This window comes from Rhizobium sp. NLR10b (genome assembly GCF_019685435.1).
GTDB lineage: Bacteria > Pseudomonadota > Alphaproteobacteria > Rhizobiales > Rhizobiaceae > Rhizobium.
Map to the genome: position 1 here is coordinate 376285 of NZ_JABDWV010000003.1, position 14125 is coordinate 390409.

Annotated in this window: 12 protein-coding genes; 4 read left to right on the forward strand and 8 right to left on the reverse strand. The window is 61.4% G+C overall.

The features are described 5' to 3' along the window. Position 1: 1 nt before the first annotated feature. From HJB91_RS06745 to HJB91_RS06755, 3 genes are read right to left on the reverse strand one after another with little or no spacing between them, the layout of a single operon-like run. Positions 2–1597 (reverse strand): response regulator, encoded by a 1596-nt coding sequence (locus tag HJB91_RS06745; RefSeq protein ID WP_210629236.1) that lies wholly within the window; start codon positions 1595–1597, stop codon positions 2–4. Between the two features lie 4 nt (positions 1598–1601). Continuing rightward, positions 1602–2027, reverse strand: coding sequence for a response regulator (locus HJB91_RS06750; RefSeq protein WP_210629235.1), 426 nt, complete (start codon positions 2025–2027; stop codon positions 1602–1604). Next, complete coding sequence (locus HJB91_RS06755; RefSeq protein WP_221153974.1) at positions 2014–4158, reverse strand: PAS domain S-box protein; 2145 nt, start codon at positions 4156–4158, stop codon at positions 2014–2016. Before HJB91_RS06755 ends, HJB91_RS06750 begins: the two co-directional genes overlap by 14 nt. A 194-nt stretch (positions 4159–4352) precedes the next feature. Between HJB91_RS06755 and HJB91_RS06760 the strand changes: the two genes are divergently transcribed. From HJB91_RS06760 to HJB91_RS06770, 3 genes are all read left to right on the forward strand, one after another. After that, complete coding sequence (locus HJB91_RS06760; protein ID WP_221145980.1) at positions 4353–4730, forward strand: PleD family two-component system response regulator; 378 nt, start codon at positions 4353–4355, stop codon at positions 4728–4730. Between the two features lie 478 nt (positions 4731–5208). Further along, a complete protein-coding gene (locus HJB91_RS06765) occupies positions 5209–5913 on the forward strand; it encodes a LuxR C-terminal-related transcriptional regulator (RefSeq protein WP_221153977.1) in 705 nt (234 codons plus the stop codon). A 28-nt stretch (positions 5914–5941) separates the two neighbouring features. Further along, complete coding sequence (locus tag HJB91_RS06770; RefSeq protein WP_210629231.1) at positions 5942–6379, forward strand: response regulator; 438 nt, start codon at positions 5942–5944, stop codon at positions 6377–6379. Between the two features lie 136 nt (positions 6380–6515). On the opposite strand, the gene HJB91_RS06775 is transcribed toward HJB91_RS06770, so the two are convergent. The 4 genes from HJB91_RS06775 to ybaL form a co-directional block, all read right to left on the reverse strand. Next, complete coding sequence (locus HJB91_RS06775) at positions 6516–7232, reverse strand: ATP-binding protein (RefSeq protein WP_221145982.1); 717 nt, start codon at positions 7230–7232, stop codon at positions 6516–6518. A 173-nt stretch (positions 7233–7405) separates the two neighbouring features. Next, positions 7406–9955: a protein translocase subunit SecD gene (gene secD / locus HJB91_RS06780; RefSeq protein ID WP_210629229.1), complete on the reverse strand. Its 2550-nt coding sequence runs from the start codon at positions 9953–9955 to the stop codon at positions 7406–7408. An 85-nt stretch (positions 9956–10040) separates the two neighbouring features. Then, a complete protein-coding gene (locus HJB91_RS06785) occupies positions 10041–10418 on the reverse strand; it encodes a hypothetical protein (RefSeq protein ID WP_210629228.1) in 378 nt (125 codons plus the stop codon). A gap of 54 nt (positions 10419–10472) precedes the next feature. After that, the gene (ybaL, locus tag HJB91_RS06790) at positions 10473–12290 is read right to left on the reverse strand and encodes a YbaL family putative K(+) efflux transporter (protein ID WP_221153989.1); all 1818 of its coding nucleotides are present in this window, start codon (positions 12288–12290) and stop codon (positions 10473–10475) included. Between the two features lie 77 nt (positions 12291–12367). Here ybaL and HJB91_RS06795 point away from each other — a divergent pair, with 77 nt between their 5' ends. Beyond that, on the forward strand, positions 12368–12619 hold the full coding sequence (locus HJB91_RS06795; RefSeq protein WP_221145986.1) for a helix-turn-helix transcriptional regulator: 252 nt from the start codon (positions 12368–12370) through the stop codon (positions 12617–12619). Between the two features lie 16 nt (positions 12620–12635). Here the strand turns inward: HJB91_RS06795 and HJB91_RS06800 are convergent, their stop codons facing one another. Next, positions 12636–14057 carry a glycosyltransferase family 39 protein gene (locus HJB91_RS06800; RefSeq protein WP_210629225.1) on the reverse strand — a complete coding sequence of 474 codons (1422 nt, stop codon included), beginning with the start codon at positions 14055–14057 and terminating at the stop codon, positions 12636–12638. Positions 14058–14125 lie beyond the last annotated feature (68 nt).

Below are 14125 nucleotides of genomic sequence, written 5' to 3' on the forward strand. Positions count from 1 at the left end.
CTTAGTTTTGTTCCGCGCAAAGCGCAAGCGAATCGCCGCGCTGGAGCAGTTCCAGATGGTCGACATCTTCGAGCGCCTCTTCCAGTTGCTGCAGGGTCGGCGGCTTCACCATATAGGCGCGCGCGCCGAGATTTCTGGCCCGCTGCATGTCGGTCTCATCGCTTGAGGTGCTGAGAATGCAGACGGGAATCCGTTTCAGACGGGCATCGGCCGAAAGCGCGTTCAACACCTCGAAACCATCCATGATCGGCATGTTGATGTCGAGCAGCATCAGGTCGATCTGCGGGACGTCGGCTATGCCGGCGCGCTCTTCGAGCAGCCGCATCGCCTCGCGCCCATTGGTGGCGACATGCAGGTTGAAGGCCACCTTCTCCCGCCGCATCAGCTTGATCTTCAGAATCTGGATGTCGGCGGGACTGTCTTCGACCAGCAGCACCTCGGCAAGCCTGCCGGAACCCTCGCCCGGCTGCTCCGCCGGCTTCAGGCTGGGCGGAACGGCTGATGCGGCGGGTGGCGCGGGCCGTGCCGCGGCGAGCGGCATCTCGACGACGAAGGTGGCGCCAGGTCCCTTCTCCGGTTCGCACCAGATCGAGCCGCCATGCAGCTGCGCGATGCGTCGGCAGATGGCAAGGCCGAGCCCGGTGCCCTCGATGCCGCGGCCGACGAGCCGTTTGAACGGCTGGAAGATCAGCTCGCGGTGCTGGGGATCGATGCCCGGTCCATTGTCACGCACCGTCAGGCGGCAGCTATTCCCATGCGCTTCGCCCGAGATCTGGACCTCCGGAACCTTTTGATCGCAGTAGCGGATGGCATTCGACACCAGGTTCTGGAGAAGCTGGGTCAGCAGTGTCGCATCGCCCATCACCTCCGGCAGCGGCCCGCGGATGATGACGGCCCCGCGGCTCTCCATCTGCTGGCGCAGATTGTTCTCCACTTGGTCGAGCACATCAGACAGCGAGACCGGCGTCAACTCCGGCCCGCCATAGGCTTCGAGCTTGGTGAAGTTCGAAACCTTGACGATCAGGTCTTCCATATGGTCGGCGGCGCTCAGGACATAATCGAGCAGCTCGCGGTCTTCCGCCGGAAGCACTGCAGAACCGTGCAGGATCCGGCTGAAGGACTTGATCGTCCTCAGCGGCTCCTTCAGATCATGCGCCATGGCGCGTGTGAAGATCTCCAGCGATTGCCGCTTCTGCTCCAGCTGGCCTTCCAGCATGCCGTGCATGATGGCGTTCTGGATGCAGCGATGCAGCGTTTCGGGTGAAAGGGAATCCTTGGTGAGATAGTCGCGCGCGCCGCTCTTCATCACCTCGACGGCGACGGTTTCGCTGCCCTGGCCGGTCAGCATGATGACGTTTGCGGCGGGATCGTCCTCCAATATATCGGCAAGAACGCCGAGTCCGTCGCGCCCCGGCAGCGAATAGTCGAGCAGGATGCAGTTCGGCCGTTTCCGGCTGTTCAGCGCAAGTCCCTCTTCACCGGTCTCCGCCTCGAGGACGGTATAGGCCGTGCTGGAGACACGTCGAAGGATGCGGCGATAGACCTCGCGGTCGTCGATGTTGTCGTCGATGATGAGAATGCAGCAGTCTTCCGCCAAACTGTCAGTCCTCGAGCGGCAGGATCGCGATTTCGAACCAGTATTCCTTCAGCCGCTGGATCGCGGCGAAGAGGCCGTCGAGATCGACCGGCTTCTGCACATAGGTGTTGGCGCCGAGCGCGTAGCAGCCTTCGATGTCGCGTTCATCGTCTGACGTCGTCAGGATCACCACCGGGATCTTACGCCAGCCGTCGTTCGACTTGATCGCCTGCAGCGTCTTGCGGCCATCGAGACCCGGCATGTTGAGATCGAGCAGGATCAGCCCTGGTTTCGGCGCCATCACGGCGAGCATGTCGAGGGCTTCCTGACCCGAGGCGGCCCATCGGATCGAGTTGCGCAGGTTGGTCCGTTTGAAGGCGCGCATCGTCGCTTCGAAATCGTCTTCACTGTCTTCGACGATCAAGATCGGTTGCGTGTCACGCTGCTGCATTCTGCCCCTCGCGCTTTCTTCCCAGGGTGAAATAGAACGTGGTGCCGACGCCGACTTCGGACTCCAGCCAGATATCGCCGTTGTGCCGCGCGATGATCTTGCGGACGAAGGTGAGGCCTGCTCCGGTCCCGTCGTCGGAATCCTGCGACTTTTCGAGCCGTTTGAAAATGCGGAAAATGTCCTCATGGAATTCCTGGGGTATTCCCTTGCCGTTATCCCTAACGAAAAACACGTTGCGGGCAACCGTGCCGTCCTTGCCGACGAACCGTTCGAGATAGCCGATCGAGACTAACGGCGCCGGCTTGTCGTTGTATTTGATCGCATTGGTGATGAGATTGCGGAACACTTCGGTCAGCCGCGGCGCGTCGCAGACCACGTCAGGCAGCCGGCCGTCGGTGACGACCCTGGCATGCCGCTCTTCCAGCAACAGCTCCATCGTCGCGACCACATCCTTGACGATCAGGCCGATATCGGTGCGTTTGACTGCCAGCTGCTGCCGACCGAGCCGGGAGAAGTAGAGCAGGTCGTTGACGAGCTTCTCCATCCGCTGGCTGAGACGCACGAGCCGGTTCAGCCGGCGCACGCCGTCCACGTCGAGCTTGTCCTCATAATCCTCGAGGAGGAAACGCGAGTGGTTGTGCAGGCCACGCAGCGGCTCCTTCAGATCATGCGAGGCAATATAGGCGAATTCGTCCAGGTCGTGGTTGCTGCGCTCGAGCTCCGCCGTATAGGCCTCGAGCTGGGCAAGCGTCGTTTTCATCCGTTCTTCCTGCCGCACGCGCTCGCTGATATCGCGTACGATGCCGACGAAGGTCTTGGTCTCGCCGCTGACGACAACGCTGATGGACACTTCGATCGGGAAGACGATGCCGTTCTTGCGCCGACCGGAGACCATCCGCGTCGTTCCGATGATACGTTCCTCGCCGGTCTGCCGGTAATGGGAGAGATAGCCGTCATGCTCGGAATGATAAGGCTCGGGCATCAGCATCTTGATGTTCCGGCCGATCGTTTCCTGCGGCGAATAGCCGAACATGATCTCGGCTGCCGGATTGAAACTCTTGATCGTTCCACGTCCGTCGATGACGAGGACGGCATCCGGCGTGCTGCGCGCCAGCGCGCCGAAGCGAACGCGTTCGGCTTCCAGGTTGTTGTTGTTGCGCAGGAAATAGAAGATAAGGATGGCGATCAGCCAGAGGGTGGCAGCGGTGATGGTGCGGTTGGCGATCTCCTGCCAGAATGCCGCCTCGTCATGCCTGACGGCGAAGAAGCCGAGCATGAGGAGCACGGTGCAGGCAAAGGCGAAGAAGAGCGGCGCATTCCTGTTGCCGAACCAGAGGGCCGTCAGCACCAGCGGCACATAAAGAATGCCGTTGGCAAGGCCGAGCGGCGTATAGAGATCGACGACAAGGCCGGTGAAGCAGACCGCCGCCGGAATCCAGAGCGGAATCTGCGCCCGGTTTGTCGGCTGCATCCACCAGGAGCGGGCAAGCAGGCCCGCGCCGAAAAGCACCATTCCGCTCGCCGTGTGCAAAGCCATCGCCGCATAGGGGCCCCAGCGGTAGCCCTGTTCGGCGTCGGTGAGATAGCCGGCGAGCGCGATCATGCCGAGCGTGACGACGACATAGGCGGTCAGCTCCTGCACCACCTGATTTCCAGACTTTTCCACATGAAGCGAGAGCAGCAGCGAAAGATTGGCGATCAGAAAGATCAGCGCTGTATTGGGTCCCATGCCGCCGCCGATCTCTGCGATGAAATCGGGCGGAATCACCCAGCCAGTGATCAACTGGTCGACATAGTGGACGGTCCGGCCGGCGGTGACGATTTCCACGAGCCGGGCTGCCGCGATCGCCGCTGCAAACCCAGTCATGACAGTTGCCATTGTAAGAAAGCGACGGGCGGAAAACGTCGATGCGGCAAGCCCAAGGCCGGACAGTATGAAGCAGAGCCCGGTGTTGAAGGCCATCGACGGAAAGCCGGGGAAGAGCGAAATGATGAGCTTGATCTGCAACAGCCAGCCGGCAAGGGCGCTCACCCCGAGAAGGAACAGCAGGCAACCGACCGCAATCGCGAAGGCACGGTAGCGCCATCGCCTCCGCTGGTCCTGCAGGTCCACGTTGCCCTTATCCTGCACCCGTGTATCCTCTCTCGGTTCGCGCGGCCATTTTTTCCGAAATCGAGGAATACTCAATAGGCAGTGGACGCCGCCATCGCGCTTTTTCCGAAATGATTTTTCGATCGGGCAGATCGAATTTTCGTGAAATCGCGATATCGTGACGTCGGAAGACAACGAGGTTCATTCGAACAATACCCAGATCACGGTGCCGCATGCCTACGATAGTTTACGTCGACGACAGCAGGGACGATCTCTTCTATCTCGACTATATCCGCAAGAAGCAGCAGATAGACGTCGATCTATTTTGTTTCTCGACGGGCGAGACGGCGCTGGAGGCGCTGAAGCAGCGCGTGGCGGAAGGCTGGGCCCCGCCGGAGCTGCTGGTCGCCGATCTCTACATGCCCCTCGACAGCGGCATTGGCCTGGTAAGCAGCCTACGCGGGGATGATCGTTTCAGAACGATGCGTCTCGCCATCTGCAGCGGATCGGATGCCGATGAGGATCGCGCGCGCGCGTTCGAAGCCGGTGCCGATCTTTACCTTGAGAAGCCGCTTGACCTCGCCGCGATCCTTCTCAATCTGGAAGTGTAGGAAACAGCGAAACCGAATGGTGCGTTTCCTGGCGTTCGTCCGGGCGAAGTGACAAACCGCAATTGACAAGGCGGAGTGTGCATTTCAAGATGCAACCGAAGCGAAAAGGACGGAACAAAAAATAAGCGCTGAGAGAACCGATTGACCCGTGTTCGCCGCCACGAACTTCCAGCCAACCCCTTAGCTGAATGGGCCTATCGGCTCTCTCGCGCTTACGTCTGGCACTGCCTTCTCGCATTCATGGATGTTGAACGCGCGAAGATTTACGATACCCAGGTAAGAATTACTGCCCCTCAGTATATCTGCCCGTGCATCACCTGTAGTTGAGGCATTTGATGATATCCGCCTTGTATACCGAAAGTCCCCGTTTCGATATCTCTCATCAACCGTCTCGCAATTTTTGTAGCTGTTCGCGTTTAAGACGTATATCCCAAGATTTGGGGATCGGGGGCATGGCGGGAGGAGAGGAAGAGTGGGAATGAACAATGCCGCGGCAACTCCTTTTCATGCCGGACCGGAGCTGAGCCGGGCGATTAACCGCACCGATTTTTTCCGTCTGCTGAAAGCGGCGGCGCAGCATTACCACTTCGACAATTTCGCGCTTGCCCGCATTTCCGAGGCTTCGACTCCTTTCGGCGAGCGCGATATCGTCATCACCAATGTCGCCGAGCGACGGGTCGGCCTTTTCATTGCGACGTTGAGGGAGGCGCTCGGGACCGTCCGGGCAAAGAGCGCCCAGTTTTTGGCGACGCCCGTCCATGGCAGAAGCGCGCAGCCGGACACCTTTCCCTCCGATCTGCTTTTCAACGAGTTCCGCAGCGGCGTCTTCCTCTTCATTCCGCTGTTCACGCCCGAAGGGCGGCGATATTGCCTCGTGCTGAGCGGCGAGCGTGAAGAGCCGGATCAGGGTGAGATCGCCGACATGCTTCTGGATGCCATGCGCATTTTCGACAAGCTCTACGAGGAAATCCTGACGCCTGAGATGTCCGGACGGTTGACCCAGCGCGAATCGGAAATCGTCAAATGGACCAGCGAAGGCAAGACCTCGGCCGAAATCGCCATCATTCTCGGTCTGTCCGAACATACGGTCAATTCGCATATCACTGCGGCCGCGCGTAAGCTCGACGCCGTGAACCGCGTCCACATGGTGGCGATCGCCCTGAGGAATGGGTTGGTTTCGTGAAAATTGGCTTCGGGACTGGGAAAATGAAATGATCACCAAAACGGTCCGACAGAATGCCGTAAAGGTTCTCTTTGTCGATGACGAGTTCATCGAATTCCGCGCGCTCAAAAAGAAGATCGCAGATCTCTCCGAGCCGGCGGTCGAAGTCGAATATTCGCCGTCGATCGGAGACGCATTGGAAAAGGTCCGCGCGGCGCGCTTCGATCTCATCCTGCTCGACAATCGCCTTCTGCCCAATGCCGATTTCCGCGAGACGGTGCCGGAGTTGCGCGGCATCGGCTATACCGGCCCGATCGGCGTCGTCTCGACCGACATATCGGGTGGCTATTTCCAGGAATTCCCGGATTACGGCGTCGACTTCCGCATCGGCAAGGACGAAATCGACGTTCAGACGCTGCAGCACATCATCCGCGAATATGTGAACTATGATGTCCCGGATTTCTGGAAGGACGATTACAGCATTTGAGCGTGGCGCGCAAAATAGCGCGAACGTTTTGCGGTAGCGGCATGCGCAGAAAAGGACTGGAAGCACGTCCAGCGAATCTGAGATCGCAATGCGCTTCAAGCACGGCAAACGAAGCTGAGCGATTGCAATAGGTTGCTTAGCCGGCGGGAAGGCGAATGGTGAAGCGGCTGCCGGTTTCGTCGGAATGCTCGAGACTGATATCGCCGCCAAGCGCCTTCAGAAGTTCCTGCGCCGTCGTCAGGCCAAGGCCGGCGCCGGGGGCTGCCCCCGCCTTCGGCAATTTCCAGAACGGCTCGAAGATCCGTTCTCGATAAGCAGGATCGATGCCTATCCCGTTATCGGAAATCCGGACGAACCAGTTCGCCCCCTCTTGTTCCGCCGTCATCGCCACATGAGGCGGCGATGAGTTCCGATAGGTGAGTGCGTTGGACATGAGCTGCCTCAGCACCAGTCCGAACAGCGCGGGGTCGGTGCGGATGGAGGGGAGTCCCTTACTGGCGAACGTCGCGTCGCGAGCCCCCGTCTCATCGATGAGGTCGCCCCAGATTTTCTCGGCCAAGGCCTTCAGGTCGACCTTTTCGGGCGTTACCTGTGGTGTTCCACCGGCAAGGCTCATCAGTGCCTTGGTGAGGCGTTGTGCGGCTTGCGCCTTTTCCAGGATCATCTTGAGGCTCTGAAGCTGTTCGCCGTCGAGTGTCTCCTCGAGATCGTCGAGCAGCAGCTCGGCATACATGGCGATATGGCGCAGCGGCGATTGCAGGTCGTGCGAGGCGGTTGCGAGAAAGCGCTTGATGCGCTCCTCGTTATCGCCGGCAATATTGGTCTCAGGCGGTTTCGCCGGGTTGGGTGACATCTGGCGGTTTCCCGATCTCTGCTGCGGCGTCGCGCGCCTTTTTCAGCCGCGCGACGGACGCTGTAATATCTTGAATTGCTGCACAATTTTATCCTGGCAATAGGCAACAATAAAAAGAGGGCGCCGGCTCTGCAACCGGCGCCCTCTTCAAGGATACGTTAACAACCCGTTTTTCAGCTCACCGACTTGCGCGAGCGGCCCTCTTCCGGCGGGATGATTTCGGCTGCCGTATCGGTTGCCAGTGCCGCCTTGGCGTGGCGGCGGCGCCAGTCGCCGAGGAACAGCAGGATCGGTGCGGCGATGAAGATCGACGAGGCGCCGGCCACCAGAATGCCGAAGACCATCGGGATCGCAAAGCTCGAAACGGCGCTGCCGCCCCAGATCGCCATCGGCACCAGGGCGAGGAAGGCCGTTGCGTTGGTGTAAAGGCTTCGCGCCAGGGTCTCGTTGATCGACTTGTCGATGATCTCGCGCAGCGGCATCGACTTGTAGAGCCGCATGTTTTCGCGCATGCGGTCGTAGACGACGACCTTGTCGTTCACCGAATAGCCGACGAGCGTCAGGATGGCGGCAATGGCCGTGAGGTTGAAGTCGAGGCCGGTGATTGCGAAGAAGCCGATCGCCTTGGTGACGTCGAGCACCAGCGTAACGATGGCGCCGACGGCAAACGGCCATTCGAACCGCGCCCAGATATAGATGAGCATCGCGAAGCTGGCGATCACGACCGACAGGATACCGGCCGAGGCAAGCTCGCCGCTGACCTTCGGGCCGATAACGTCGGTACCTTCGACGGTAGCGCTCGGATCGATCTTGGCGACTTCGGCCTTCAGTTTGGTCACCGCAGCCGTCTGCGCCTCCTCGCCGCCTTCCTGCCGCTGCGCCCGAACGAGAATGCTGTTGTTGTCGCCAAAGGTCTGCAGCGTGATTTCGCCGAGGCCGAGACTATCAAGTCCCTCGCGGAATTTCGCAAGATCGGCCGCCTCTTTCGTCTTGACCGACATCTGGATGCCGCCGCGGAAATCGACGCCGTAGTTGAGTCCGGGATGGATGAAGAGCACGACGGAGGCAATCGAAAGCAGCGCCGAAACGGTGACGCCGAAGAAGCGCGCCTTCATGAACTGGATGTGTTTGTCATAAGGGCTGAAGGGGATCAACGGCCGGATGTTCAGTACCTTGAACCTGCGGCGGCGGGTAATCTCGATCATCGCGACGCGAACGAAGGCAACCGAGGTGAACATCGAGATGATCAGGCCGAGCGCCATGGTCACGGCAAAGCCGCGAACCGGCCCGGAACCGAACCAGAACAGGATGGCCGCAGCGATCAGGGCCGTCATGTTGCCGTCGATAATGGTCGAATAGGCACGATTGAAGCCCGTGTCGATGGCGGCAAAGGCGCCCTTGCCCTTGCGGGTCTCTTCTCGAATGCGCTCGTTGATGAGGACGTTCGCGTCGACCGCAAGGCCGATGCCGAGAACGACACCGGCAATGCCGGGCAGCGTCAGCGTCGCGCCGACCAGAGTCAGGGCCGAGAAGGTCAGGATCGTGTGGATCAACAGCGCCACATTGGCGAGGATGCCCCAGGTGCCGTAGAGAACGAAGATGAAGGCGGCAACAAGGGCGAAGCCGACGATGCCGGAATAGATGCCCATCTTGATGGCGTCAGCGCCGAGATCGGCGCCGACCGTGCGCTCTTCGATAACAGTCAGTTTGGCGGGCAGGGCGCCTGCGCGCAGCATGGCGGCAAGAGTCGTGGCGCTGTCGGCCGAGAAGTTGCCGGAGATCTGGCCGGAACCGCCGGTGATCGGCTCGCGGATGACGGGAGCGCTCAGCACCTTGTTGTCAAGGACGATGGCAAAGGGACTACCGACATTCTGGCGGGTGATCTCGGCAAAGCGGGTGGCGCCGGCACTGTCGAAGCGGAAACTGACGATGGGTTCGCGCGTGTTGGGATCGAAGCTGACGCGGGCATCCGAAAGGCGGTCGCCGGAGATTTCGACACGATCGAGCACCGGATAGGATCTGCCTTCGTCGTCCTGCAGCATGGTGACGCCGGGGCCGGGCTGGTTGTTCGGCGCCAGCATGTGGAACGACATCTTTGCCGTGGAGCCCAGAAGTTCACGCAGGCGCGACGGATCCTGCGCGCCCGGAAGCTGGACGAGCACGCGGTTGCCGCCGATGCGCTGGATGGTCGGCTCGGACACGCCGACCTGGTCGACGCGCTGGCGGATGACTTCAAGACTCTGCTGGACGGCATTGTCGACATTGGCGGAGATGCCGGCTGGCGAGAAGCCGACAGTGATGGTCGCTCCGTTTGCGGTGACATTGAGATCTGCCTGGCCGGCGCTGAGGCCGGTGCTGATCGGGTTGGCAAGCGTCTTCAGATCGGTGACAGCCGCATCGCTCTGCGCGGCATCGGCGAGCGTCACGACGATCTGATTCTGGCTGCGCACGACGGCCTTTGGCTGGATGCCCTTTTCGCGCAGGACGCGGCGGGCGTCCTGAAGCAGCGATTGCAGCCGCTCCTTGGTCAGGTCCGCTTCGTCGACTTCCAGGACGAGGTGCGAACCGCCGCGAAGGTCGAGGCCGAGTGACACCTGCTCATGCGGCAGCCATGCCGGAATGCGCTGGAGGGTGGACTGCGGCAGGACGTTCGGCAGGGCGATGAATAAGCCGATCACGATGATCACCGTATAGGTGAACACCAGCCATGGTGAAGTACGCATGTTGTATTCCTTAGATAATCGAGGGCCGGCGCCCGGGCGCTGGCGGCATGTCGTCAATGGTCGGAAGCGCCGCTCGGCGCAGGCCTCAGGCGACGATCGGCGGTGCGCGCGCCTGATGGGTCCTGGAAACTGCCTGATGAAGCGCAGGCTCGAATGCCGCAAGAGGAGCGGCGATGTCCCAGCCGGTAAAGTCGACAGCAGGGGCGGCGGCAAGGGCCGGCGGTCCGGCGTCGTAGCCGGTCTGTTTCGGCGCAAGCTTGCGCTCGGCGACGAGCACCCCGCGCACGGCTTCGCGCGCGCTCAGTTGCTGCGGCTGGGGATCGCGGCCGGAAGAGGAAAGCGTGTTGACGGCGGTCGCCGGCTCAATGAGATTGCCGCCGAAAAGCAGGCCGATATAGGCAAGAATGGCGAAGAGGAGGGAAGCGGCGATACGGCTCGTCAGACGGTGCTGGTCCAGCTCCATCTCCTCCGTCCCGGCGATGTCACTACCGTATCGGCTCAAAAGCGCGCCAATCTCTCATTCTCTTTCCGGCGGAGCAGTGCCCCTCGGGATGATTGTATCAGGCTCCTGCCTGTCTTCATAGGAAACACTCTCATGATGCACTTGAGCGAGCCGGTCAACCATGCCAAGCGCGATTTCGCGTTCGCCCATGATGACGGTGTCGGCGCCGTATTGTTTCAGTTCGTCGACCTCGCCGTCGGAATGGGCGCGGGCGACGATGAGGATTGAGGGATTGACGCTGCGCGCCTGCTCGGCGATGCGACAGGCCTCAAAGGCGTTCGGGATGGCGATGGCGAGGCTGCGCGCAGTCGAAAGATTGGCGAGATCGAGCGTCTCCCGCGCCACCGCATTGCCCATGAAGGCTTCGATCCCTTGTGCTTTCAACTCGCCGATGCGCTTGTCGGAATCCTCGATGACGAGGAAGGGCGTGCCGGACGATTTGAGATTCTGCCCGACGATCCTGCCGACCCGGCCATAGCCGACGAGGATCGCGTGGCCGGTTAGCGTGGTCGGATGCGCGTCGTCGTTGTCAGACGCCGCCTGCTCTTGAGCGGGATCCGCAACCGCGGCGGAAGCGGGGTCGGCCACGGTTTCCTCGCGCTTTGCACCTTCGAGAAGAGGCCGCATGCGGTCGCAGAGGAAGAACAGCAGCGGATTGAGGACGATCGAGATGATGGCGCCGGCAAGGATCAGGTCGCGGCCCTCCTCCGGCAACAGCCCGAGTTCGGTGCCGAGAGCGGCGAGAATGAAGGAGAACTCGCCGATCTGACCGAGGCTTGCCGAAATCGTCAGCGCCGTGCCGGGCGGCTTCCTGAAGGCGAGCACGATCAGAAAGGCGGCGACGGACTTGCCGATGACGATGATGAAGACGGTGGCAAGGATCGGCAGCGGCCTGTCGAGCAGGATGTTCGGATCGAACAGCATGCCGACCGAGACGAAGAAGAGCACGGCAAAGGCGTCGCGCAGCGGCAGGCTTTCCTGGGCCGCGCGGTGGCTGAGCTCGCTTTCGGCCAGCACCATGCCGGCAAAGAAGGCGCCGAGCGCCAAGGACACGCCGAAGAGCTTCGCCGCGCCGAAGGCAACGCCAAGAGCGATGGCGAGCACACCGAGCCGGAAGAGCTCGCGCGAGCCGGCGTGGGCGATGCGGTGCATCGTCCAGGGAATGAGCTTGCGGCCGAAGACCAGCATCAGCGCCACGAACAGCGCCACCTTGACAAGCGTCATGGCGATTATCCCGCCGATGCCGAGATCGAGGCCGAGCAGGCTGTTCAGAGCCGCCGACAGCGGCTCGACCGGACCATGGCCGCCGCCGATGCTGGCTGCCGCCGGGATCAGCACCAGCGCCAGCACCATGGCGAGGTCTTCGACGATCAGCCAGCCGACGGCGATCCGGCCGCGCTCCGTCTCCACCAGCCGGCGCTCCTGCAGCGCCTTCAAGAGCACGACGGTAGAGGCGACCGACAGCGCCAGGCCGAAGACCAGGCTGCCGCCGGTCGGCCAGCCCATCAAGGCGCCGAGCCCCCAGCCGAGCAAAGTCGCAAAACTGATCTGCACGATGGCACCCGGCAGCGCGATGCCGCGTACCGACAGCAGGTCTTTGAGCGAGAAATGCAGCCCGACGCCGAACATCAGCAGGATGACGCCGATTTCGGCAAGCTCCGGCGCAAGGCTCTGATCCGCCACGTAGCCCGGCGTGTGCGGTCCCACCAGCACGCCGGCGATCAGATAGCCGACGAGCGGCGGCATGCGCAGCCGATGAGCAAGGGCGCCGAAGATGAAAGCCAGCACGAGGCCGCCGACGATTGTCGAAATCAAGGGCGTATCGTGCGGCATTGCTGTCTCCCGATCTGGAAATCCCGCGTAATATGACATATATGGTCTATCTCAACCAATATGGGCAACATTAAACCATGGGTCAAGGCGCAAGGGAAACAATTCTCACCCCGGCTCTCTGCCGCGCGGCGCGCGGCCTGCTAGATTGGACCCAGGCCGATCTGGCCGAAAGAGCCGCCGTCTCGCGCAGCACCATCCGCGATTACGAGGGACGCCACCACGACATCCACCGCGCGACGGAGGCGCAGTTGCGCCTTGCCTTCGAAAGCGGTGGTGTCAGGTTCGTCGAGATCGAAGGGGCAGGCACCGGCCTCTGCCTGCACAATTGAACAGGCTGAAGCCGGCTCAGGGCGCCAGGCAGCCGGCGGAGACTTTGTAGATGGAAAGCGCCTTGCCCTTGTAATAGCCCGCGGTCGGCTGCCATTTCTTCAGTACCTCCGGCGTTTCCGTGGCACAGCTAAGGGGGACGTCCGTCAGGAAAAGCACCTTGCCGGTGACGTCGGCGGGCAGCGCGAACTCCTGCTCGTAGTAGCTCTCCGGAAGTCCTGCGGGCGCCCGGGCGTAGATCCTGTAGGATGCGTCGCGCAGTGTATAAAAGAGGTCGGCGACCATATCGCGGTTGTCGGTGACGATAATGTCGGTGCCGGCCTGAGCTGCAAGGGCTCCCGCCTCGCGGCTGACCTCGGCGCGACCAAGATAGCGCTTCATCAATTCGTCGCCGTTCGGCAGCAGCAATTGCTGCGGAAAGATCGTCGCCAGCGGAAAGAGCAGGCTTGCGATGCCGTTGATGGTGAGCGACAGCCTCAACCCCTTAGGCCACATCCGGTAAAGCAGCCAGACGGCAAGAATGGTCCCCGCGACATAGGCGGTCACGGCCCAGTTGGCATAGGCTTTCGCGACCGTCGCCTGCAAGGTGATCAGCACCACCACCGGCATCGACAGCCAGATCAGCATCTTTTCGCGGTCGTCGCTCCGGCCCTTGATCATGCGATAGACCGCCCAGAGCATTGCGAAAAAGATGATCGGTCCGACGACGCCGAATTGGGCGGAGAAGAATTCGAGCCCGCGCCGCAGATTGATGCCGATGTCGCTCCAATGGGCGATATCCTGCGTATGGCGCACCGTCGTATTGTCGTGTTGCAGGTTCCACCAGAGGTTTGGCAGGGCGACGACAGCCGCAACCGCGACCGCGATGATGAAGTCCCGGACGGCGATGCGCGCCGACGGAATGAGCAGGAGGGCGATCGCGCCGCCCGGCACGACGAACAGCACGGCATATTTCGTCAGGAAGGCGAGGCCGACGCCGAGGCCCATGATGAGCGCCAGTCCGACCGAGCGCCGCTGCGTCAGGCCAAAATAGGCGTGCAGAGCGATCGCGATGAAGAACAGCAGGATGACGTCGGTCGAGAAGAACACTGAAGAAAGCGCCACCCCCGGCAGCGTAATATAGGTGGCGCCCGTCCAGCCTTCGATCTCCGGCCCGACGAAACGCTTTGCCACCTTCATCAGCACCAGTGCTGCCGCCATGTGGATCAGCGGCCCGAGCAGCCTGATGAAATAGATGGCGTTGGAGCCGGAAAGCTCCGTCATTGCCCGGATCACCCAGGCGATCATCGGTGGTTTCGAATAGTAGCCGAGATCGAGATTCTGCGACCAGAACCAGTACTGCGCCTCGTCGACAAACAGGTCAGTAGCATCGAAACGCAGCGTGACGACACGCCAGAACGTGAAGCCGAGAACGATGAGGAGACCAGATCTGGGGGACATGAACCGAGTGTTCCGCTGACATGAAAGGCGCGAGTGCGATTACACCAAAGGCGCCGGACTGCCAACGG